At 65.3% G+C, this 24,325-nt stretch carries 2 protein-coding genes; both read right to left on the minus strand.

What is annotated here, in order from left to right; genetic code table 11:
- On the minus strand, positions 1–11,221 hold an 11,221-nt coding region (locus GIV35_RS08385), incomplete at its 3' end, for a non-ribosomal peptide synthetase (protein WP_236491382.1).
- Positions 11,218–24,129, minus strand: a complete 12,912-nt coding sequence (locus GIV35_RS08390; protein ID WP_236485895.1) for a non-ribosomal peptide synthetase — start codon at positions 24,127–24,129, stop codon at positions 11,218–11,220. The genes GIV35_RS08390 and GIV35_RS08385, both read right to left, overlap by 4 nt.
- Between the last annotated feature and the right edge of the window lie 196 nt (positions 24,130–24,325).

The raw sequence follows: 24,325 nt of genomic DNA on the forward strand, positions 1-24,325 counted from the left end.
CCTCCAACCCACCGCCCTGCCCTCGCCACCCCTCGATCATCACCCCCTGCTCACGCTGGTTCCCCGCCGAATCCAACGCCGGGTCCTGCGCCAACACCAGGCGCACCACCCCGTCATACCGCCCTTGCGGCTGATACACCGTGCGCAACGCCGCCGCGTAAGTGCGCGCCGGTCCATCCATCGCCTCCAGCGCCGCACGCGCCGGCAACAACCCCACACTCACCATTCCCCCATGCAACGCTTGTCGCTGCGCCACCTCATCGCGCCCGGCAAAGTCCACAGGATCAATCCCCAGTGACTTCCCAGCCGCCAACTGCATCGCCTCGATCAACCGCAACAACGCCGCCGTCGAGGTATATGCCTTGCCCGCACGCCCCGGCGACTCGCTGTCGATCACCGTCAACGACCCCACCTCACGCCCCATTGCCTGCAAGCGCAGCGCCATTTCCAGTGCCACCCAGCCGCCGAACGAATGCCCCACCAGATGCACCGGCCCCTCGGGGCACTCCTGTTCCAGCGCCGCCAGGTAACACTGGGCCGCCGCTTCCACCTGGCTATGGGGCACCGCCTCGCCATCCAGCCCCCGCGGCTGCAAGCCATACAGCGGCCAGTCACGTCCCAGCGCTTCGCTCAAACCCACAAAGCCGGTGACGCTGTCTCCCGCGCCTGGTACGCAGAACACCGGCGCATAACCGGCGCGCCCGCTCTGGATACGCAGCAAGGGTGAGTGCGCCGCGCAGCTCGCCGGAGTACTCGCCGCCAGCGCTCGGCTCATGGCCTGCCCAAGGCTCTGGATATGCGGCGCCTGCATCATGCTCTGGTGATCCCCCGGGACCTGCACCTGGCGCAGTTGCCCAGGCGCCAGGGCGGTGTCCCAACCCAGCGCGGCACTGCGCCGCGACAGTTCGGTAGGCCGCTGCTCGGCGCTGAACAGGTGCACCGGAATCGGCAGCGGGAACAGGCTGTAGTGGGCCAGGGCATGCCCATGGCCGACTTCCCGTTGCAAAAAGCTCAGCAGGTCGGCGTCCGTCGCCGCTGCCATTTGCGCGTATAGCAAACCTTGATCGCGACAGCGTTGCAGCAGAGCCGCAAAGTCCAGCTGTCCAAGGCCTGCCTCCAGTTGTTCCAGGTTCGCCAGTTCATCCACACCTCCCTGTGCCTTCCAATAGGCCGTGCACTGCAACAACAAATGCCGCTTGAGGGCATCCGGCCCGCTCCAGCGTGACTTGCCCTGGTCGGTCATGCGCGGCACGTAGCTGTCGATCAAGCCCAGAAACGCCACGGCCTCATCCTGCCCCAGCAACTGCATGGCAACTTCATAGGCCAGCACACCCCCAAAGGACCACCCCGCCAGCCGGTAAGGACCGTGGGGCTGGATCTGGCGAATCAGCCCGACCATGCGCGCGGCCAGGCCTTCCATGCTGTCCAGATGCGCCTCGCCCAGGGCCAGGCCCGGCAGGCCATATATCGGGTAATCGCCAGGCAGGTGCTGGCCCAGCGCCGGGAAGTACACATCCATGCCACTGAACTCATGCACCAGGAATAACGGTGCCTGCGACCCACGGCTGCGCACCGTAATCACCGCCGCCTCAGGTAGCACGTCATCACCGCGCAGGCGCAGCAGCGCCGCGACCGAGGCCACGCTGGCATGCTCGAACAGCTCGGCCAGCGACACTGGCAACCCGGCCTCGTCCAGCCGATTGACCAGGCGAATTGCCAACAAGGAATGCCCGCCCAGTTCGAAGAAACTGTCATGGCGCCCCACCTGCTCAAGCTTCAATACCTCGGCCCACAGCTGGGCCAAGGTCTGCTCCAGTGCATCGACCGGTGCTTCAAATGTGCCGCTGGCCGAAGCGTCCCACGTCGGTACCGGCAAGGCTTTGCGATCGACCTTGCCATTGGCCGTCAACGGCAGTTGCTCAAGGATCACAAAGGCCGACGGCACCATGTAGGCCGGCAAATGCGCCTGCAGATAAGCACGCACCGGCTCGATGCCGACCGGCTCGCCCGCCCAGGTGAAATAGGCCACCAGGCGTTTGTCCCCCGGCACGTCTTCGCGGGCCAGCACCACCCCCTCGCGGATTCCGGAGAATGTCGCCAAGCGTGCTTCGATCTCACCCAGCTCAATGCGAAAGCCACGGATCTTCACTTGATCGTCATTGCGCCCGATGCACTCCAGCAGGCCGTCTGCGGTCCAGCGTCCGAGGTCGCCGGTGCGGTACAGCAAGGCGCCTGGATTGAACGGGTTCTGCACGAACTTTTCCGCCGTCAATTCAGGGCGGTTCAGGTAGCCCTGGGCGACACCGTCGCCGCCGATGCAGATTTCGCCGGTCACCCCCAGGGGCAGCAGGTGCAACTGCGCATCCAGCACGTAGACCTGCGTGTTGGAAATGGGTCGCCCTACCGGCACGCTGTCGGCTTGAGTGGCAATGGCGCGCACTTCAAAAGTGGTGGCGTAGGTGGTGGTTTCGGTCGGCCCGTAGCAATGCACCAGGCGCAGCCCCGGAGCCAGCGCAAGCAGGTTGCGGAACGCCGCCGGGTCGGCACGCTCGCCGCCGCACAGCAAAATACGCAAGCCGGCCAGGGCCTGGGGAATCAGTTGCACATACTGGTTGAACAGCGCCGTGGTAACGAACAGCACCGTCGCGCCCTTGAGTGCCGCGCCGAACGCCAGCGGGTCGAGCAAGGTGGCGTGGTCGATCACCTGCACCTGACCGCCGTTGAGCAACGGCCCCCAGACGTCCATGGTGCTGGCATCGAAGGCCGGGTTCGAGGCGAAGGCCACGCAGTCATTGGGATTGAAATCGGCGTAGCCGTTGTTGAGCACCAGACGCGTGATGCCACGGTGAGGCACCAATACGCCTTTGGGCATGCCAGTGGAGCCGGAGGTGTACATGATGTACGCCACACTCTGCGAGGATTGCGGCAGGCCCGGGTTGTGGTCGGGGTGTGAGTCAAGGGCCAGGGTGTCCAGGTCCAGGCGCTGCGCCGCGCTCTCCACGCTGCAGTCGCTACCGGTCAACAGCCAGGCCGCGCCGCTGTCTTGCAGCATGAAGCCCTGGCGTTCGGCCGGCGCGCTGATGTCCAGCGGCACATAGGCGGCGGCGCATTTGAGAATCGCCAGTTGGCTGACCAGCAACGCCACCGAGCGTGGCAGCAGGATCGCCACGTTATCGCCGGGGCACACACCCAGGCCGAGCAGGTGATGGGCCAGGCGGTTGGCGCGGCGGTTGAGTTCGCCATAGCTTATCCGTTGTTCGCCGTGCAGCACCGCCACCGCGTCGGGGCGCGCCTGCGCCTGGGCTTCGAACACCTGCTGCACGCTGTGTTCACGGGGGAACACGCGGGCCGTAGCGTTGAAGCCCTCAAGCAATTGCTGACGTTCAGCCAGGGGCAGGATCGGCAAGCAACTGAGGGCGATGTCGCTGCGCTCTTCCAGTGCCTGCACCACCTGCACCAAGGCGTTATGCAGGTAGTCGCCCAAGCGTCGGGCCCCCTGCCCCATGGCCGTGAGGCTGAAACCTTCACCCAGGTCATCCACGCTCACCGACACGCCGTAGTGGGTGTGTTCCTCGGTCTTGAGCACCTCGATCCCCTGCCACGCCTCGGCCACGCCCCCGGCCTGGGGCGCACTGTGGCGGTAGTTGAACAGCACGCTGAACAACGGCGTGGCCATGGGTACGCCGCTGCAACGCTGGGCCAGCGCCAAAGGCGCGTGTTCATGGCTGAGCAGTTGGGTCAGGCGCCCATGGGTGGCACGCAGCGCGGTCAGTACCGGGTGTTCACCCAGATCGACTCGCAGCGGCAAGGTATTGATAAACACCCCCATGGCGCGCTCGGCACCTTCGCCGCCTTGCAGGCGACCGAGCATCACCGTGCCGAACACCACCTGTTCACGAGCGCAGACCGTGCCCAGCACATGGGCCCAGGCCAGGTGCATGAGGCTGGCGGCGCTGACTCCCGCTTGACGCGCCTGGTGGCGCAGGCGCCGACTCAACCCCAGGTCGAGACTCACCTTCACGCGCTCATCGGCACCCAGGTGCGGTACGTCGGTGGGTTCGTCGACCTCAGCGAGCATTTCGCGGAAAAACGGCTCGTGGTCCTCAGCGCCCAGACGAGTCTGGGCCACGTAGTTGCGGTACGGCACGGGTGCGGCCAAGGTGTCTTGCGTGCCCAACAGGAAGGCCTGCATTTCGTGTTGCAGGATGTCCAACGCGATGTGGTCCATCACCAGATGGTGGAACAGCAACGTCGCCACCACCCGCTGCGACTCCTCGGCATACACCAGGCGCATCAAGGGTGCCTGGGCGAGGTCCAGGTGTGGCGGCACCGAGCCGTTTTCAACCCGTAATGAGGCGGTGCGCCACACCACCTGCACCGGCTCCTCCAACCCGTCCCAGTGGAAGGATGAACGCAGGATGTCATGGCGCTGAATCACCGCCTGCAAGGCTTGGGCAAAGGCGTCCAGGCGCAGGCGGCTGTCGAAGGCAAACTGCGCCTGCAGCACATAGGCGTCGTCACCTTGCACGGCGCGATGCTGATACAGGATGCCGGCCTGCAAGGGTGCCAGCGGATAAATATCCTGCACATTCGCCGCGCCGCCGGGGATGCTGGCGACGATGCGCTCGATGGCAGCGGGGTCCAGGGTGATCAGCGCAAGCATGTCCGGCGTAATCCGGGTGCAATCGGCCGCGATACGATTGGCCGGCACCGCCACTTCACGCCCACCGCCCAAGGCCGCAGCCAGGGCGGACAAGGTCGGTTGGCCAAACAGCACTTTCACATCCGCCGACAAGCCCAGGCGGCGCATGCGCCCGATCAGGCTGACTGCCAGCAATGAGTGGCCACCCAATTCAAAGAAATTGTCATGCCGGCCCACGCGCTCCACGTTGAGCAATTCGGCCCACAGTGCGGCCAGGGTGATTTCTGTATCACCCACGGGCGCTTCATAGTCGCGCACGCTCGACGCGTCCAGGCCCGGCGCCGGCAGCGCCTTGCGGTCGAGCTTGCCGTTGGGGCTCAGCGGCAGCGCCTGAAGGTGCACAAAGCTCGTCGGCAGCATGAATTCCGGCAGGTGTTGCAGCAGGTGGGCGCGCAGGCTTTCGACGTCGCTCGGCACGCCGGTGTAGTAGGCGATCAGGCGCTGCTCGCGGGCAATCACGGCGGCTTCCTGCACCGCTGGATGCTCGGTCAGGCGCGCCTGGATTTCCCCCAGTTCGATGCGCAGGCCACGAATCTTCACCTGGTCATCATTGCGCCCCAGGTACTCGAGAATGCCGTCGGGCAAGTAGCGACCCACGTCACCGGTGCGGTACATACGCCCCGGGGTAAACGGGTCGTCGAGGAAGCGTTCGGCGGTCAGCTCGGGACGGTTGAGGTAACCCCGCGCCACCTGCACGCCGGCGATGAACAATTCACCGACCACCCCCAACGGCACCGGCTGCAACTGCTCGTCCAGTACATACAGGCGCGTATTGGCAATCGGCTTGCCGATGGGGGTGTTATCCGGCACCACAGCGCCTGCGCAGTCCCACGCGGTGACATCCACCGCCGCTTCGGTGGGGCCATACAGGTTGTACAAGCCAACCCCCGGCAATTGCTGTTTGAAGCGCCGTACCAGGCTGCCCGGCAGGGCTTCGCCACTGCACATCACCCGCACCAGCCCGGCGGCCTGGCTGACATCGCCATGGGCCAGGAACACGTCGAGCATCGACGGCACAAAATGCAGCGTCGTGACCCCCTCGGCCTCGATCACCTGGCACAGGTAGTCAGGGTCTTTATGCCCACCAGGGCGAGCCATGACCAGGCGTGCGCCGGTGAACAGCGGCCAGAAGAACTCCCACACCGACACGTCGAAGCTGAACGGGGTTTTCTGCAAGACCGTATCGCTGGCGGTCAACGCGTATTCGTCTTGCATCCACAGCAGGCGGTTGACCACCCCAGGGTGTTCGTTGATCACGCCCTTGGGCTGGCCGGTGGAACCGGAGGTGTAGATCACGTAGGCCGCCACGCTGGCCGCCTGCGGGTTATGGGTGGGCTGGTGCTGCCAGGTGGGCGAATCCAGGTTGACCACCGGCACCTCGCCCAGCAACCCAAGGGTGCTGGACTGGCCCAGCACTACCGTCGGCGCGCTGTCGTGGAGCATGTAGGCGATGCGTTCCAACGGGTAGGCCGGGTCCAGCGGCACATAGGCGGCGCCGGCCTTGAGGATCGCGTACAGGCCGATGACCATGTCCAGGCCACGCTCCACGCAGATCGCCACCCGCGCCTGGGGCTGCACACCCAGGGCTTGCAGGTGATGGGCCAGTTGGTTGGCGCGCGCGTTCAGTTCGGCATAGCTCAGTTGCTGCGCGCCCGCCTTCAGGGCAATGGCCTGGGGTGTACGCAGTACCTGGGCTTCAAACAGGCCGTGCAGGGTCTGGTCGAGGTTGTACTCAACGGCGGTGGCGTTGAAATCCACCAGCAGTTGCCGACGCTCGCGCACATCCACCAGCGGCACCTGCGCCAGCACCGCCTGGTCGTTATCGACCATGGCCTGCAACACGCGGGTGAAATAGCCGACGTAACGCTGCATCGTCGATTCGTCAAACAGGGCCACGGCGTATTCCAGCGCACCGAGGATGCTGCCCTGCACTTCCCCCAGGTTCAACGACAGGTCGAACTTGGCGAAATGACTGTTCTCGACAATGCTCTCCAGGGCCAGGTCGCCCAGGGCCAGGGTCGGCGCGCTGCTGTCCTGCCAGCTCAGCAGGGTCTGGAACAGCGGGCTGTGGGCCAGGCTGCGCGGCGGCCGGGTGATTTCCACCACCTGCTCGAAGGGCAAGTCCTGATGGGCCTGGGCTTGCAGCGTCAGCACCTTGACCCGCGCCAGCAACGCCTCGGTGCTCAGCTCGCCCGAGGTGTCGATACGCAGCGCCAGGGTGTTGACGAACAGGCCAATCAGCCCTTCGACTTCGGAGCGCATGCGGTTGGCCACCGGCGTGCCGACCACCAACTCGGGCTGCCCGGACAAGCGGGCCAACAGTGAAGCCCAGGCGCTCATCAAGGTCATGTACAAGGTGGTGCCATGGCGTTGGCTCAAGGCCTTGAGCCCGGCGGTGAGGCGTTCATCCAGGCGCACTTCGACACTGCTGCCAGCGTAGTCCTGCTGCGCCGGGCGCGGGCGGTCGGTGGGCAAGGTCAGCAACGCCGGCGCACCGGCCAACGCCTGTTGCCAGTAGCTGCTTTGGCGCTGCAGCACCTCGCCGCTCAGCCACAGGCGTTGCCACACGGCAAAGTCGGCGTACTGGATCGGCAAGGGCGGCAGCGGGTCGGCGTGGCCGTGGCTGAAAGCCTGGTACAGCGCCATCAGCTCGCGGGTCAGCACGCCCATGGACCAGCCGTCGGAGACGATATGGTGCAGGGTCAGCAACAGCACATGGTGATCATCGGCCATCACCACCAGGCGCCCGCGCAGCAACGGGCCGCGCTCAAGGTCGAACGGTGCCGAGGCTTCGCCGTGGATCAGCGCGTCCAGGGCCTGTTGCGGCTGCGGATGGCGACGCAGGTCCTGCACTTGCAGCGCCAACACCTCTTCGGCCGGCACGACCAGCACCTGGGCCTGTTCACCCTGTTGGGCGAAGCGGCTGCGCAGGGTTTCATGCCGCGCCACAATGCGCGCCAGGGCCCGTTGCAACGCTTGCACATGCAACTGCCCGCGCAACCGCAAACCGATGGGAATGTTGTAGGCGGTGTTGGCCCCTTCCATCAAGGCCAGGAACCACAGGCGTTGCTGAGCGAAGGATAGCGGCACGTCCTCATCACGGTTAGCCGGCAGGATATCCGGCAAGGTGCTGCGACCGGCCTGGGCCAGCACCTCGGCGACCGCCGCCAGTTCGGCGTTGGCAAACAGGTCGCCCAACGCCAATTCGACGCCCAGCCGCTGGCGCACCTGGGACACCATGCGCATGGCCAGCAGCGAATGCCCTCCCAGCTCAAAGAAATGGTCATAGCGCCCCACGCGCTGCACCTGCAACACCTCGGCCCAGATCTGCGCCAGCACAGTTTCGATTTCGCCCAGGGGCGCGGCGTACTCGCGGGTAAAGACTGCGGCCATGTCCGGCGCCGGCAGGGCCTTGCGGTCGAGCTTGCCATTGGCCGTCAGTGGCAGTGCGTCGAGCTTCATGAACGCGACGGGCACCATGTAGTCCGGCAGATGCGCCACCAGGTGGGCGCGAATCTGGGCCACCGTCAGCGGGTCCAGTTGTGGGTTTTCGATGAAGTAGGCCACCAGCCGTTCTTCACTCACCACGGCCACTGCTTCGAGGATGCCGGGCAGTTGGTTGAGCTGGGTTTCGATTTCGCCCAGCTCGATGCGCACGCCACGGATTTTCACCTGGTCATCGTTGCGCCCCAGGTAATCGAGTGTGCCGTCCGGCAGCCAGCGCACCAGGTCGCCGGTGCGGTACATGCGTCCTTCGTTGAACGGGTCGCGCACGAAACGCTCGGCGGTGAGTTCCGGGCGGTTGAGGTAACCGCGTGCCACGCCCTTGCCGCCCACGTACAACTCCCCCGCCACTCCCAGCGGCACCGGGCGCTGGTGTGGGTCGAGCACGTAGACCTTGGCATTGGCCATGGGCTTGCCGATATGCAACGGCTGGCCCGCCTCGACCTTGCCGGAAGTGGCCACCACCGTGGCTTCGGTGGGCCCGTAGTTGTTGACCAGCTCAAAGCGCTGCGCCCGCCCGAACTGGCGCAGGCGGTCGCCACCGACCAGCAAGGTGCGCAAGGTCGGGTGCTCGATGTTCTGACTGAAGGCGTATTCCGCCACCGGCGTCGGCAGAAAGCTCACATCCAGTGGCTGCGCGCACCACCAGGCCAGCAGTGCGTCGATATCTTCGCCGCCCTCATGGGCCGGTGGCAGGTGCAAGGTGGCGCCCACACACAGCGCCGGCCACACTTCCCAGGCCATCGCGTCAAAGCCGAAACCGGCAACACTGGCGGTATGTCGCCCGGCGCGCAGGTCGAAGGCGCTGCAATGCCAGTCCACCAGGTTGGCGACGCTGTGGTGTTCCACCATCACCCCCTTGGGCAAGCCAGTGGAGCCGGAGGTGTAGATCACATAGGCGAGGTTCGTCGGGCCGACGGCGATTGTGGGGTTGCTCGCCGAATGGTGCTGCCAGGTGAAGCGATCCAGGTTGATCACCGGCACTTCCAGCACCGGCAGGCGCGTCAGCAACGCATGCTGGGTGAGTACCGCCACTGGCGCGCTGTCACTGAGCAAATAGTGGAGGCGCTCGGCCGGGTGGGACGGGTCCACCGGCACATAACCGGCGCCGGCCTTGAGAATCGCCAACAACCCGGCCAGGGTGTCGAGGCCGCGCCGCGCAACAATGGCCACGCGGTCGTCGGGCTTGACCCCCAGCGCCAGCAGATGATGCGCCAGCAGGTTGGCTTGCTGGTTCAGTTCGGCATAGGTCAGTTGCCGGCCCTGATGCACAGCGGCAATCGCGTCCGGCGTGAGCCTAGCCTGGGCTTCGACGCGGCCATGCAGGGTGGTGCCTTGGGGGAAAACGGTCTGGGTGGTGTTGAACTGCTCCAGCAGCAAGCGTTGTTCGGCCGCGGGCACCACCGACAGTTGGTCTAGCGCGGTATGGGGGGCCTGCTCCAGTGCGCTCACCAGGTTTTCCAGCGCGGTGTGCAGGTAGGCGCAGACGCGCTGAGGGTCAACCAGGGTGCTGGCCAGCAAACTCAGGCCGAAGCCCTCACCCAGGTCGTCCACGCTCAGGGTAAGCGGGTAGTTGGTGCGCTCCTCGGCGCGCAGTGCGGTGATGCCGTGCCAGGCCGACACCGCCTCGGCACTGGCGGCGGGCGCGCTGTGGCGATAGTTGAGCAGCGCGCTGAACAGCGGCGTCGGCGCGAGCACGCCACTGCAACGCTGGGCCAGGGCCAAGGCTGCGTGTTCATGGCGCAGCAAGGTGGTCAGGCGCGCGTGGGTGGCCTTGACTGCGGTGCGTACGTCCTGGGCGTCTACGTCCACGCGAAACGGCAAGGTATTGATGAAAATGCCCAGGGCGCGGTCGGTGTCATGGCTGCCCTGCATGCGCCCCATCAACACCGTGCCGAACACCACCTGGGCCTTGCCGGCCAACACCCCCAGCACCTGGGCCCAACCCAAGTGAAACAGGCTGGCGGCGCTCACGCCCAGTTGGCGCGCCTGCCCGCGCAAGCGTTGGGCCAGTGCCGGCGCCAATGGCAGGCTGACTTCAGCGATACCCCGCGCATCACCTTGCACGTCCTGCAAACCGAACGGCAAGGTGGGCTCGCTGATATCGCCGAGCATCTGCCGGAAGAAACGTTCGTGCTCCTGCTCACTGATCCCCAACCGCGCCTGCGCCACATAGTTGCGAAACGGTACGGCCTGGCCCAGGGCCGCGCCGTGGCCCAACAGGCACGCCTGCATTTCGTGGCACACCACGTCCAGGGCGCTGTGGTCGAGCGCCATGTGATGGAACAACAGGATGGCGACGATGCGCTGGTTGGCCGGGTCTTCAGCGTGCACCAGGCGCAGCAACGGCGCCTGGGTGACGTCGAGGCGATAGTGGCGGGCATCAAACAGGTCATGCAGTTGCGCGGCGATATCGCCGTCGGCCGGGTCCAGCCTCAAGGCTTGCACCGGCAGGCGTGCCTGGCGCCACACCACTTGCGAGGGTTGCGTCAGGCCATCCCAGACCACCCCGGTACGCAGGATGTCGTGACGGTCCATCACCCGTTGCAGCGCCTGGGCAAATGCATCGAAACGCGCAAGGTTGTCAAAGGCGAACTGCGACTGCATCACATAGGGGTCACCCTGCTCGGCACTGACATGGTGGAACAGGATGCCTTCCTGCAACGGCGCCAGCGGGTAGATGTCCTGGATATTCGCCACGCCGCCCTGCACCGTGGCGACAATGCGCTCGATCTCGTCCTGGCTCAGGGTCGACAGGGTCAGCATGTCGGGGGTGATACGCTCGGCATTGGCCGGGATGCCATTGGCCGGCACCTGCACCTCACCGGCCTTGGTCGCGGTGTATTCACCGGCCTTGATCAGTTCGATCAGCGCCGGCTTGTGTTCATGCAAGGCGGCCAATATCGCCGGGTCGCTCAAGGCTTGCTTGTTGCCGTTCACCGACAACTGCTCGCCCTTGAGCGCCAGTTGCACATCCTTGGTTTTCAGGGTTGCCAGCAGCTCGAGGATGTTCACAGGACGATCTCCATTCGTTCGGTCATTGCGGCGTAGCCGGCCAGGGTCGGTTGTTCGAACAAGCCCCGCACATCGGCTTCCATGCCTTCCTGGCGCAGGCGCCCGATCAAGCTCACGGCCAGCAGCGAGTGCCCGCCCAGTTCAAAGAAGTTGTCGTGGCGTCCTACCCGCTCTACCTTGAGCAGCTCGGCCCAGAGCTGGGCCAGGAGGATCTCGGTGTCGCCTTCGGGCGCCGCGTACTCACGTACCTGCAACGCGTCCATACCGGGTGCAGGCAGGGCCTTGCGGTCGAGCTTGCCGTTGGGGCTCAGGGGCAAGGCGTCCAGGTGCATGAACAGCGCCGGCACCATAAAGTCAGGCAGGTGCTGCAACAGTTGGGCGCGCAGGCTTTCGATATCGGTGGGCGCGCCGGTGTAATACGCGACCAGGCGCTGGTCACGGGCGACGACCACGGCGTCCTTGACCGCCGGATGCTCGATCAGGCGCGCCTGGATTTCTCCCAGTTCGATGCGCAGGCCACGGATCTTCACCTGATCGTCGTTACGCCCCAGGTACTCGAGCGTGCCGTCGGGCAAGTAGCGGCCCAGGTCACCGGTGCGGTACATGCGCCCAGGGGTGAACGGGTCGTCGAGGAAGCGCTCGGCGGTCAGCTCAGGGCGGTTCAGGTAACCCCGCGCCACTTGCACGCCGGCGATGAACAGCTCACCGACCACGCCCAACGGCACCGGCTGTAACTGCCCATCGAGTACATACAGGCGGGTGTTGGCAATCGGCTTGCCGATCGGGGTGTTGTCCGGCACCTCAGGCCGTGCGCAGTTCCAGGCCGTCACGTCCACTGCCGCCTCAGTGGGGCCATACAGGTTGTACAAACCAATCCCCGGCAACTGCTGCTTGAAACGCCGCACCAGGCTGCCCGGCAAGGCCTCGCCGCTGCACATCACCCGCACCAACCCCGCCGCCTGGCTGACATCGCCGTGGGCCAGGAATACATCGAGCATCGACGGCACAAAGTGCAAGGTGGTGATGTGCTCCGTCGCGATCACCTCGCACAGGTACACCGGGTCCTTGTGCCCTTCAGGGCGCGCCATCACCAGACGCGCGCCGGTGAACAGCGGCCAGAAGAACTCCCACACCGACACGTCGAAGCTGAACGGGGTTTTCTGCAACACCGCATCGTGGGCCATGAGGCTATAGGCGTCCTGCATCCACAACAGGCGGTTGACCACCCCCGCATGTTCGTTGATCACGCCCTTGGGTTGGCCGGTGGAACCGGAGGTGTAGATCACATAGGCCGCGTGTTGGGCAATGAGGCCCGGTACTTGCGGGTTGGTGACGGGTTGGTGCTGCCAGGTGCTGTGGTCGAGGTCGACTACCGCCACGTCCCCCAGCAGGGTGCGGGTGGCGCTTTGGGCCAGCACCACCACCGGCGCGCTGTCGTGCAGCATGTAGGCGATGCGCTCTGGCGGGTACGCCGGGTCCAGCGGCACATAGGCACCGCCGGCCTTGAGGATGGCGAACAGGCCGACGACCATGTCCAGGCCGCGCTCGACGCAGATGCCCACCCGTGCATCCGGGCGCACACCGCTGTCACGCAGGTGATGGGCCAGGCGGTTGGCGCGTTCATTGAGTTGCTGGTAGCTCAAGGTGTGCTCGCCGGCGTTCACCGCCACGGCCTGCGGGGTACGTACAACCTGGGCTTCAAACAACCCGTGCAGGGTCTGGTCGAGGTTGTAGTTCACCTCGGTGGCGTTGAACTGCACCAGCAGTTGTTGCCGCTCTTGCAGCCCCAGCACCGGCAGGCGGTTCAGCGCCTGGTGCGGGGCCTGCTCAAGAGCCTCGACCAGGCCGCTCAACGCGTTATGCATATACCCGCACACCCGTTGTGCATCCACCTGGGCCAGGGCGGTGAACGCGTAGCCGTCGCCCAGGTCGTCCACGTTCAAGGTCAGCGGGTAATTGGTGCGCCCGTCATTGACCAAGGTCTGCATGCCTTCCCATGCCAATTGCGCATCCGCCGAACGGGTGGCGGCGCCGCGATGGCGATAGTTGAGCATCGAGCTGAACAAGGGCGCCGGGGCCGCTACGCCACTGCAACGCTGGGCCAAGGCCAGGGAGGCGTGTTCATGGCCGAGCAATTGGGTCAGCCGCGCATGGGTGGCCCGCACGGCGGCGCGGGCGCCCTGGTCGTCGATATCCAGGCGCAGCGGCAAGGTGTTGATAAACACACCCAGGGCGCGGTCGGCGCCCTCGCCACCTTGCAAACGGCCTACCAGCACCGTTCCGAACACCACCGTGTGGCGCGCCGATACCGCGGCCAACACCTGCGCCCAGGCCAGATGGAACAGGCTGGCAGCACTGACCCCCAGCAGCCGTGCCTGGCTGCGCAGGCGGCGGTTGAGCTGGCTGTCCAGTTGCAGGGTGTGTTCGTCGATGGCATTGCCGTCGCCGCGCACGTCCTGCCAGCCGAACGGCAACGTCGGTTCGTCAACATCGCCCAACATCTGGCGGAAGAACTGTTCATGCTCCTGTTCGCTGACACCCAAACGGGCCTGGGCCACATAGTTGCGATACGGCATTGGCGCGGCGGTAGGCGCTGCGTGGCCCAACAGGTGGCCCTGCATTTCGCGCAACACCACGTCGAAGGCGGTGTGGTCCAACACGATATGGTGATAGAGCAGCACCGCCACCACACGCTGGTTGGCCGGGTCCTGGGCGTACATCAAGCGGATCAGCGGCGCCTGGCTGATCTCCAGGCGATACCGCCGCGCATCAAACCGCTCGTGCAGGCCGGCGAGTACGTCGCCTTGCAGTTGCAGTTCCTGTACGCACAACTGCGCCTGGCGCCACACCACTTGCAGCGGTTGCGCCAGGCCCTCCCACACCACCCCGGTGCGCAGGATGTCGTGGCGGTCGATCACCTGTTGCAGTGCGCGCATAAAGGCCTGCAGGCGCTCGACACCGTCAAACGCCAGGTGTGATTGCAGCAGGTAAGGATCGCCCTGCGCCGCCGTGAGGTAGTGATAGAAAATCCCTTCCTGCAACGGCGCCAGCGGGTAAATGTCCTGCACGTTGGCGGCGCCGCCAGGCACCTGGGCCACCACCTGGTCGATCGCCGACTGATCGAGGTCCACCAGGGCCAGCATGTCCGGGGTGATGCGCTGGCAACCGGCACTGATGCGATTGGCCGGCACCTGCACTTCGCGGCCACTGCCGACAGCGGCGGCCAGCGCGGCCAGGGTTGGCTGGCTGAACAGCACGCGCACATCAGCGCTGAGGCCGGCCTGGCGCATGCGCTCGATGAGGCTGACGGCCAGCAATGAATGGCCGCCCAGTTCGAAGAAGTGGTCATGGCGACCCACGTGCTCCACCTGCAACACCTCGGCCCACAGCCGCGCCAGGGTGGTTTCGACGTCTCCCTGGGGGGCTTGGTATTCACGGCTTAGCAAGGCGCACTGGTCTGGCTCTGGCAATGCCTTGCGGTCCAGTTTGCCGTTGGCGGTCAGGGGCAACTGATCAAGCCGCATGTAGGCGACCGGCACCAGCGCCTCGGGAAGTTGGGCTTGCAGGTGCGCACGCAAGGTCTCGATCTGCAGCGGGCGCTGTTCGGTGAACCAGGCCAACAGGCGGCCTTCGCGCACCAGCACCACGGCCTCGCGGATGCCGTCCAGTGCCGCCAGGCGGCTTTCGATTTCACCCAGTTCAACCCGCACGCCGCGCAGTTTTACCTGGTCGTCGTTACGGCCCAGGTATTCAAGGTTGCCATCGGGCAGCCAACGCACCAGGTCACCGGTGCGGTACATGCGCCCTGGGTTGAACGGGTCTTGCAGGAAGCGTTCGGCCGTCAGCTCGGGACGGTTCAGGTAACCCCGCGCCACGCCGCTGCCGCCCACATAGAGTTCACCGGCCACGCCCACCGGTACCGGGCGCAGGTGCGCATCCAGCACGTAGCTGGTGGTATTGGCGATGGGCCGGCCGATATGCAACACCTGCCCGGCCCGCACGCGGCCGGAGGTGGCAACCACCGTGGCTTCGGTGGGGCCGTAGTTGTTGACCACCGCAAAGCGCCGCTCCAGGGTGAACTGACGCAGGCGGTCACCGCCGATCAGCAGGATGCGCAAGGTGGGGTGCTGCTGGGGCAGGCTGAACGCGTACTCGGCCACCGGGGTCGGCAGGAAACTCACGTCCAACGGCTGTGCCAGCCACCAGGCCAGCAGTTCATCGATGTTTTCGTTGCCGATGTCGGCGGGTGGCAGGTGCAGGGTCGCGCCGACGCACAGGGCCGGCCAGACTTCCCAGGCCATGGCATCAAACCCCATGCCGGCCACGCTGCTGGTGTGGCTTACCGCTGTCAGACCAAAGGCCTCACAGTGCCAATGCACCAGGTTTTCCACGGTGCGGTGTTCCACCATCACGCCCTTGGGCTGGCCGGTGGAGCCGGAGGTGTAGATCACATACGCCAGGTGCGCGGGCGTGAGGGCGGGCAGTTGCGGATTGCTGACGGCGTGGCGCTGCCAACTGGGGTCCTGCAGATCGACCACGGCGACGGACCCCAGCAGGTCCCGGGTGCTGGTCTCGGCCAGCACCGCCACGGGCGCGCTGTCTTGCAACAAGTAGGCGATACGCTCGGCGGGGTACGCCGGGTCGATCGGCACATAGCCCGCGCCAGCCTTGAGAATGCCCAACAGCCCCACCAGCATCTGCGGGCCGCGACGGCAACACAGTGCCACGCGGTCATCGGCTTGCACGCCGAGTTCCAGCAAGTGATGAGCCAACTGGTTGGCCCGTTGATTGAGCTGCTGATACGTCAGCGCCTCGCTGCCTTGCTGCACGGCAATGCGATGGGGCTGGCGCTCGGCCTGTACCTCAAACGCACCGTGCACTGTCTGGCCATGGGGGAAGTCGTGGGCAGTGGCGTTGAACTCGCGCAGCACCGTGTCGCGCTCTGCGGCGGGCAGAATCGGTAACTGGCGCAGCGCGCGGTGGGGCGCCGTCTCAAGGGTGGCAACCAATTGCTCCACGGCGCTGAGCATGTAGTCGCACAGGCGTTGCGCGCCGATTTGCGGCACGGCCAGCACGCTCAGGCCAAAGCCTGCGCCCAGGTCATCCACGCTCAGGGTCAGCGGGTAGTTGCTGCGTTCTTCACCGCCCAGCAGTTGCACGCCTTCCCAGATGCCGTGGCCGTCGCGGGCCATTTCGCCTGGGTTGCTGTGGCGGTAATTGAGCAAGGCGCTGAACAGCGGCGTGCTGGTCGGCACTCCGCTGCAACGCTGGGCCAGGGCCAGTGACGCATGCTCATGCCCGAGCAAGGCGCTCAAGCGGGCATGGGTGGCTTTGACCGCCTGCGCTGCGCCGGCTGCAACATCGACCCGCAGCGGCAAGGTGTTGATAAACATCCCCAGCGCACGGTCTGCGCCCTCGCCGGCTTGCATACGGCCCATCAGCACCGTGCCGAACACCACCTCGTCGCGGCCCGAGACCAGGCCCAACACCTGGGCCCAGGCCAGGTGCATCAGGCTGGCGGCGCTGACGCCCAGTTGGCGCGCCTGCTGGCGTACGCGCTGGGCCAGGCCCGCTTCCAGGTGCACCTCGGCTTCTTCGATTGCACGACCATCGCCCTGCACATCCTGCAGGCCAAACGGCAAGGTGGGCTCGTCGACCTCGGCGAGCATGTCGCGGAAAAACTGCTCATGCTGCGCCACACTGACGCCCAGTCGCGCCTGGGCCACATAGTTGCGAAACGGCGCGGCGGCGGGCAAGTCCTGGGCCTGGTTGAACATGAAGGCACGCATTTCCTGGCCAACCACTTCAATGGCGGTGTGGTCCAGCGCCAGGTGGTGGAACAGCAGGATCGCCGCGACCCGGTTGTGTGCCGGGTCCTGGGCATAGACCATGCGCAGCAAGGGCGCCTGGGTAATGTCCAGGCGGTAGAGGCGCGCATCGAAACGCTCATGCAGTTGCGCCATCACGTCGCCGTGTCCCGGGTCGAGCATCACCTCGTGCACCCCCAACTGGGCGGTGCGCCACACCACTTGCACCGGGCTTTCGAGCCCTTCCCACACCACAGCGGTACGCAGAATGTCGTGGCGCGCCACCACTTGTTGCAGCGTGCCCATAAAGCCGTGCAGACGCTCGGCAGTGTCAAAGGCCATGCGCGATTGCAGCAGGTACGGGTCGCCCTGCTCGGCGCTGATGTGGTGGTAGAGAATGCCTTCCTGTAGCGGCGCCAGCGGGTAGATATCCTGGATATTCGCTGCACCACCCGGCACGCTGGCGACAATGTGCGCGATGGCCTGCGGGGTGAGTTGCACCAGGCTCAGCATCGACGGTGTGATCTTTATGCAGCCGGCGGGGATGCCATTGGCGGGCACCACGATTTCTCTGCCGCTGCCCACGGCTGCCGCCAGCGCGGCCAGGCTTGGCTGGCTGAACAACACGCGCACATCGGCGCTCAGGCCCACCTGGCGCATGCGTTCGATCAGGCTGACCGCCAGCAACGAATGCCCGCCCAATTCGAAGAAGTGATCATGGCGCCCCACGCGTTCAAGCTTGAGCACGTCCTGCCAGATCTGCGCCAGCAGGCTTTCCACCTCGCCTTGTGGGGCTTCGTAGCCACGGCTGATCAAGGCGGCCTGGTCGGGTGCCGGCAATGCCTTGCGGTCGAGCTTGCCGTTGGCGGTGAGCGGCAACTGCGCCAGCCACACATAAGCCGAAGGCACCATGTAATCGGGCAACCGGCCTTGCACATGAGCTCGCAGGGTTGCGATATCCAACGTTGCGTCGGCGGTGTAATAGGCCACTAACCGTTTGTGGCCAGGCTCGTCTTCGCGAACCGATACCACAACGTCCCTGATCCCAGCACAGGCACACAGGCACGCTTCGATTTCACCGGGTTCGATACGAAAGCCACGAATCTTCACCTGCAGGTCATTGCGCCCCAGATACATCAAATTGCCGTCGGCTCGCCAGCAGGCCAGATCACCGCTGCGGTAGAGTTGGCCATCGCCGAATGGGTTCGGGACAAATTTTTCCGCGCTCAGTTGAGGCAGGTTCAAGTAGCCTTTCGCAACGCCCGCACCGCCGATATAGAGCTCGCCGGTCACACCCACTGGCAGCGGTTGCTGGCGCGCGTCCAGTACATAGGCCTGAGCGTTGGCAATCGGTCGACCAATCGGAATAGCGCCCTCGCCAAGCGTGGTGATCTCAAACGTGGTGGAGAACGTGGTGGCTTCGGTCGGGCCATACCCATTCAGCAGGTGCTGGGGTTTGCCGAGCTTGAGTACCCGGCCAATCACCTGAGGGTCAAGCACGTCGCCGCCGACGATCAGGTAGCGCAATTGGCGGAACACCGGCATCAACGCATCGGCGTACTGATGAAATAGCCCGGCGGTCATCCATAACACGCTGACCGTCTGTTCCCGCAACAGCTCGGCGAACGCGGCTTGGGATAACAACTGCACCTGCTCGACCACCACCACACAACCGCCATTGAGCAACGGTGCCCACACTTCGAGGGTGCTGGCGTCAAATGCCGGGTTAGAAGCAAAGGCCACCCGGTCGTGGGCATTGAATTCGGCAAAACCGTTGTTCAGCACCAGCCGCGAGATGGCGAGATGGGGCACTTGCACGCCCTTGGGTGCCCCGGTGGAACCGGAGGTGTAGAGGATGTAGGCAACGCTCTGCGCGGATTGGGCCAGGTCGGGATTAGCGGGCGACTGCGTCTCCAGATCCAACTGCGCCAGGTCGTCCAGCACATGGCGTGCGCCGCTGTCTTTGACGATGAAAGCCTGGCGTTCGACAGGCGCGTTGACGTCCAGCGGCACATACACCGCAGCGCACTTGAGGATCGCCAGTTGGCAGACCAGCAGATCCAGGCAACGCGGCAAGGCAATTGCCACGCTTTCGCCCGGCTGCACCCCCTGGCTGATCAGATGATGGGCCAGGCGGTTGGCACGGCGATTGAGGTCACGGTAGCTCAGTGACAGCTCGCCCTGCACCGCCGCCGACGCTTCAGGGCGAGCCAGCGCCTGGGCTTCAAACAGTTGCGAGACAGTAAGTTGCGAGGGGTATTGCCGGGCGGTGGCGTTGAAACCCACCAGCACTTGATGACGCTCGGAAGGCGGCAGGATCGACACCGCCTGCAGCGGCGTGGTCGGCGCATGTTGCAGCGCCTTCACCACATGGCGCAACGCGGTGAGCATGTACTCACCCACGCGTTGCACATCCAGGTGCGCGACGCCTTGCACCGTCAGGGCAAAGCCACTCCCCAGGTCATCAACGTTGAGCACCAGCGGATAGTTGCTACGTTCTTCGGAGCTGAGAATCTCGATACCGGAAGCGGCAAAGGGGTTGTCCCCCGGCGCTTCATCGGCTGCGCTGTGCCGGTAGTTGAGCAAGGTGCTGAACAGCGGCAACGAGCCCGGCACGCCACTGCAACGCTGGGCCAGGGACAACGAGGCATGTTCGTGCCCGAGCAGTTGCGCCAGGCGCGCATGGGTGGCGCGCACGCCGGCCTGCACGCCGACGCTGCCAACGCTGACCCGCAGCGGCAAGGTATTGATAAACATCCCCAGCGCCCGGTCCGCGCCCTCACCGCCCTGCATACGGCCCAGCAACACGGTGCCGAATACCACCTCCTGCTGGCCAGACACCTGGCCCAGCACCTGGGCCCAGGCCAGATGTACCAGGCTCGCGGTGCTCACGCCCAGTTGCCGCGCCTGTTCGCGCAAGCCCAGGTTGAGCGCAGGCTCCAGCGGCAGGCGCGCTTCATGGATGCCGCTGCCGTCACCATTCACGTCCTGCAAGCCGAAGGCCAGGGTCGGCTCGTCGATGTCGCCCAGCATCTGGCTGAAGAAGGCTTCATGCTGGGCCTGGGTGACACCGAGCCGGGCCTGGGCCACGTAGTTGCGATACTGCACCGCGTCAGGCAGTTGCGCGCTGTGGCCATGCAGGCTGGCACTCATCTCTTTGACCAGCACGTGCAGGGCCGTGTGGTCGAGGAGGATATGGTGCAGCAGCAAAATGCCGACCAAGCCATGGCTGTCCTGCGCATACGCCAGGCGCATCAGCGAGGCGCGTGACAGGTCCAGGCGATAGTGGCGTGGGTCGAAACGCTGTTGCAGATGCTCCAGTGCATCACTGCCCAGCGCATCCAGGCGTTCGATCACCAAGGGTGCCTGGCGTAACACCACTTGCACCGGCTCTTCCAGGCCCTCCCAGAGGATGGCGGTGCGCAGGATATCGTTGCGCTCGATCACCGTGTGCAGCGCGTTGACAAACCCGTCGACAGCGCCCTGGTCGTGAAACCGCAACTGCACCTGCAACACGTAGGGGTCGCCCTCGGTGGTCGCCAGGTGATGGTAGAGAATGCCGGCCTGCAACGGCGCCAGGCCATAAATGTCCTGCACGTTGGCAACGCCACCGGGCACGGCCTCAAGGATATGGTCGATAGCGGCCTGATCCAGCTCGACCAGGGGCAGCATGTCCGGGGTGATGGCCTGGGTGTCTGCTTGAATAGGGTTGGCCGGCACCTGCACGGTCTGCTGGCCGCCCACCGCCGCAGCGAGCGCCGCCAAGGTCGGTTGGCCGAACAGCACGCGCACATCGGCGCTGAGGTCGACCTGGCGCATGCGCTCGATCAGTTTGACCGCCAGCAGTGAATGGCCACCGAGTTCGAAGAAATTGTCCTCACGACCGACACGGTCGACGTTGAGCAGGTCTTGCCAGAGCATGGCGAGGGTGGTTTCCACCGCACCCTGGGGCGCCGCATACTCGCGCCGGGCCACGGCGTCGGCATCGGGTGCGGGCAAGGCCTTGCGGTCGAGTTTGCCGTTGGTGGTCAGCGGCAGCGTGTCCAGGCGCACGAAGGCGCTGGGCACCATGTGTTCAGCCAGGCTCAGCAGCAGATGGTCACGCAGGGCGGCCACGTTGAGTTCGCCATCGCTGATCACATAGGCCACCAGGCGTTTATCGCCCGGCTGATCTTCACGGGCGATCACCACCGCATCGCGCACGCCGCTGGCAGTGGCCAGGTGCGCCTGGATTTCACCCAGTTCGATACGGAAACCACGGATCTTGACCTGGTCATCGTTACGCCCCAGGTACTCGACACTGCCGTCGGCCAGCAGGCGGCCGAGGTCGCCGGTCTTGTACATGCGCAAGCCGGTGGCCGGGTCGGCAAGGAAGCGTTCGGCATTCAGCGCCTGGCGGTTGAGGTAACCACGCGCCACCCCGGCACCGCCCACGTACAACTCGCCCACCACACCCAGGGGCAAGGGCTCATGGCGCTCATCCAGCACATACAACTGCAAATCGGGAATACGCACGCCAATCGGGCTCACGCCGACCAAGTGCGCGTCGGCCGCTTCCAGCGCACGGTAGGTCACATGCACGGTGGTTTCAGTGATGCCGTACATGTTCACCAGTTGCGTACCGGCATTCACTGCCCGTGCGTACCACGGCTTGAGCATGCCCGGTTCCAGGGCTTCGCCGCCGAAAATCACTTGGCGCAAGGAATGGGACTGGGCACTGTTGCCCTGGGCCGCGATCAACTGGCGGAACGCGCTCGGCGTCTGGTTGAGGATGCTCACCTGGGCGTCGCACAACAGCGCGTAGCACTCATCCGGCGAGCGGCTGACCAGTTGCGGCACGATCAGCAACTGGCCGCCGTGCATCAGCGCGCCCCAGATTTCCCACACGGAAAAGTCGAACGCGAAGGAATGGAACAGCGCCCACACATCGTGCGGGTTGAACCCGAACCAGTGGTGGGTGGCGCTGAACAGGCGTGCGACTTGGCGATGCTCGATCATCACGCCCTTGGGCTGACCAGTGGAGCCGGAGGTGTAGATGACGTAGGCCAGGTTGGCCGGGCTCAGGTGCAACCCAGGGTTGGAGATGGGCAACGGGCCCAGGTGGTCCAGGTCGATCCGGGCCAGTGCGCCGGCCCGCTGCGCCGTGTTTGCCTGCACCAGCACCACCACCGGCTGGCTGTCGGCCAGGGTGTAGGCGATGCGTTCCTGGGGATAGGCCGGGTCGATGGGCACATAGCCCGCACCGGCCTTGAGAATGCCAAGCAGGCCGATGATCATCTGCGGGCCACGCTCCACGCAAATGGCCACGCGCGCGTCGGGGCACACACCGTGGGCCAGGAGCGCGTGGGCGACCTGGTTGGCGCGTTCGTTGAGTTGGCGGTAGGTCAGGGCGTGGTGCTCGAAGCGCAACGCAATGGCATCGGGCTGGGCAGCGGCGTGGGTTTCGACTTGCTGGTGGATCAGTTGGGTGTCGGCGTAATGCGTGGGGCAATGATTCAAGGTGTGCAGCAAATGGTGGCGTTCAGCGTCAGGCAGGATGTTCAGGCCGCAGAGCGGCATATCCGGTCGTTGTTCAAGGGCGTCGGCCAGGCTTTGCAAGGCCGTATGCAGATAACCCGCAACCCGCTGCGCGCCAATGGACGCATCGACCATCACGGTCAGGGCGAAGTCTTCACCCAGGTCATCGACGTTCAGCGTCAGCGGGTAATTGGTGCGCTCCTCGGCGCCCAACACCCGGATGCCGTCGGCGACTTCGATCACCGCCGCCATGTCGGTGGCGGCGCTGTGACGGTAGTTGAGTATCGCGCTGAACAGCGGCGTAGGCGCCGCCACGCCGCTGCACCGTTGTGCCAGCGCCAGGGACGCATGTTCGTGATCGAGCAAGCGCGTGAGGCGCTCATGGGTGATCTTGACCGCAGCGCGCACGCCCTGCTCACCCACATCCACCCGCAGTGGCAAGGTGTTGATGAACATGCCCAAGGCCCGCTCACCGCCCTCACCTGCGCCCATGCGCCCGAGCATCACAGTGCCAAATACCACCGCCTCCTGACCGGAGACTGCACCCAGCACTCGCGCCAAAGCCAGGTGCATCAGGCTCGCCACACTCACCCCCAGCGGGCGCGCCATGCTGCGCAGGCGGCGACTCAGAGCGCTGTCGACGGGAATGCGCACTTCGTCGATCCCCTGGCCGCCGCCCTGCACATCTTGCAGACCGAACGGCAGCGTCGGTTCATCGATATCCGCCAGCATGTCGCGGAAGAACGCCTCATGGGCCTGCTCGCTGACGCCATGGCGCACCTGGGCGATATAGCTGCGAAACGCTATCGGTGCACGGGCCTGGGCTTGCTGCCCGGCCAGGTACAGCTGGATTTCATGCCGAACGCCATCCAGGGCCGTGTGATCAAGGATGGTGTGGTGGAACAGCAGCATCGCCACCACCCGCTGGTTGGCCGGGTCGTCAGCGAATACCAGGCGCAGCAGCGGCGCCTGGCCCAGATCCATGCGATAAGCGCGGGCATCATAGCGAGCGAGCAATTGAACCAGGCGGTCAGCATCGTCCAGAGGCACCTCTTCGCAGGCCAGCACAGCCTTGCGCCACACCACTTGCAGCGGCTCGTCCAGGCGCTCCCAGACCATCGAGGTGCGCAGGATGTCGTGACGATCGATGACCCATTGCAGCGCCTCGGCAAAAGCGTCAAGGCGTGCACGGCTGTCGAACACGAACTGCGCGTGCAGCACGTAAGGGTCACCCTTCTGCGCCGAAAGATGGTGATAAAGCATGCCTTCCTGGAGCGGCGCCAGGGGGTAGATATCCTGCACATTCGCCGCCCCGCCTGGGACCGCCGCGACGATGCGGTCGATGGCCGGCTGGTCGAGGTTGACCAGGGCCAGCATGTCCGGTGTGATGCGGTAGGCCGGGCTCAGCCAGTCACCGCCATGTTCGGCGACCAACTGCAACAGTTGGGGTTTGTGCGCGATCAATTGATCCCAGAGCGCGTCGTCCAACGCTTCGTCATCGCCCAGGACGATCAGGTCGCCCTCTTCGGTCTGCAGACGGATCGCATGGGTGGAGATCGCTGCCAGTAAGTCGCTGAACTGCATGGGTAACCTGCCTGATAATTCACGGTTGACGAGAATGTCCGTATTCAGTTTTGCCGCTTGGATCGGCAGTGCCGGGCGCCCAGGAAAAAATAGCGGGCGCAGCCGAGGGCCTGGAGTGGCTTCCGGCAGGCTTGGAAAATTAAGGTATCTGTGGGCTGGGGGGTGACATGGGAAGCGGGGACAAGTGCCCGGCTGA

This window comes from Pseudomonas sp. PA-1-6B, from assembly GCF_021609545.1.
Lineage (GTDB): Bacteria > Pseudomonadota > Gammaproteobacteria > Pseudomonadales > Pseudomonadaceae > Aquipseudomonas > Aquipseudomonas fluorescens_BV.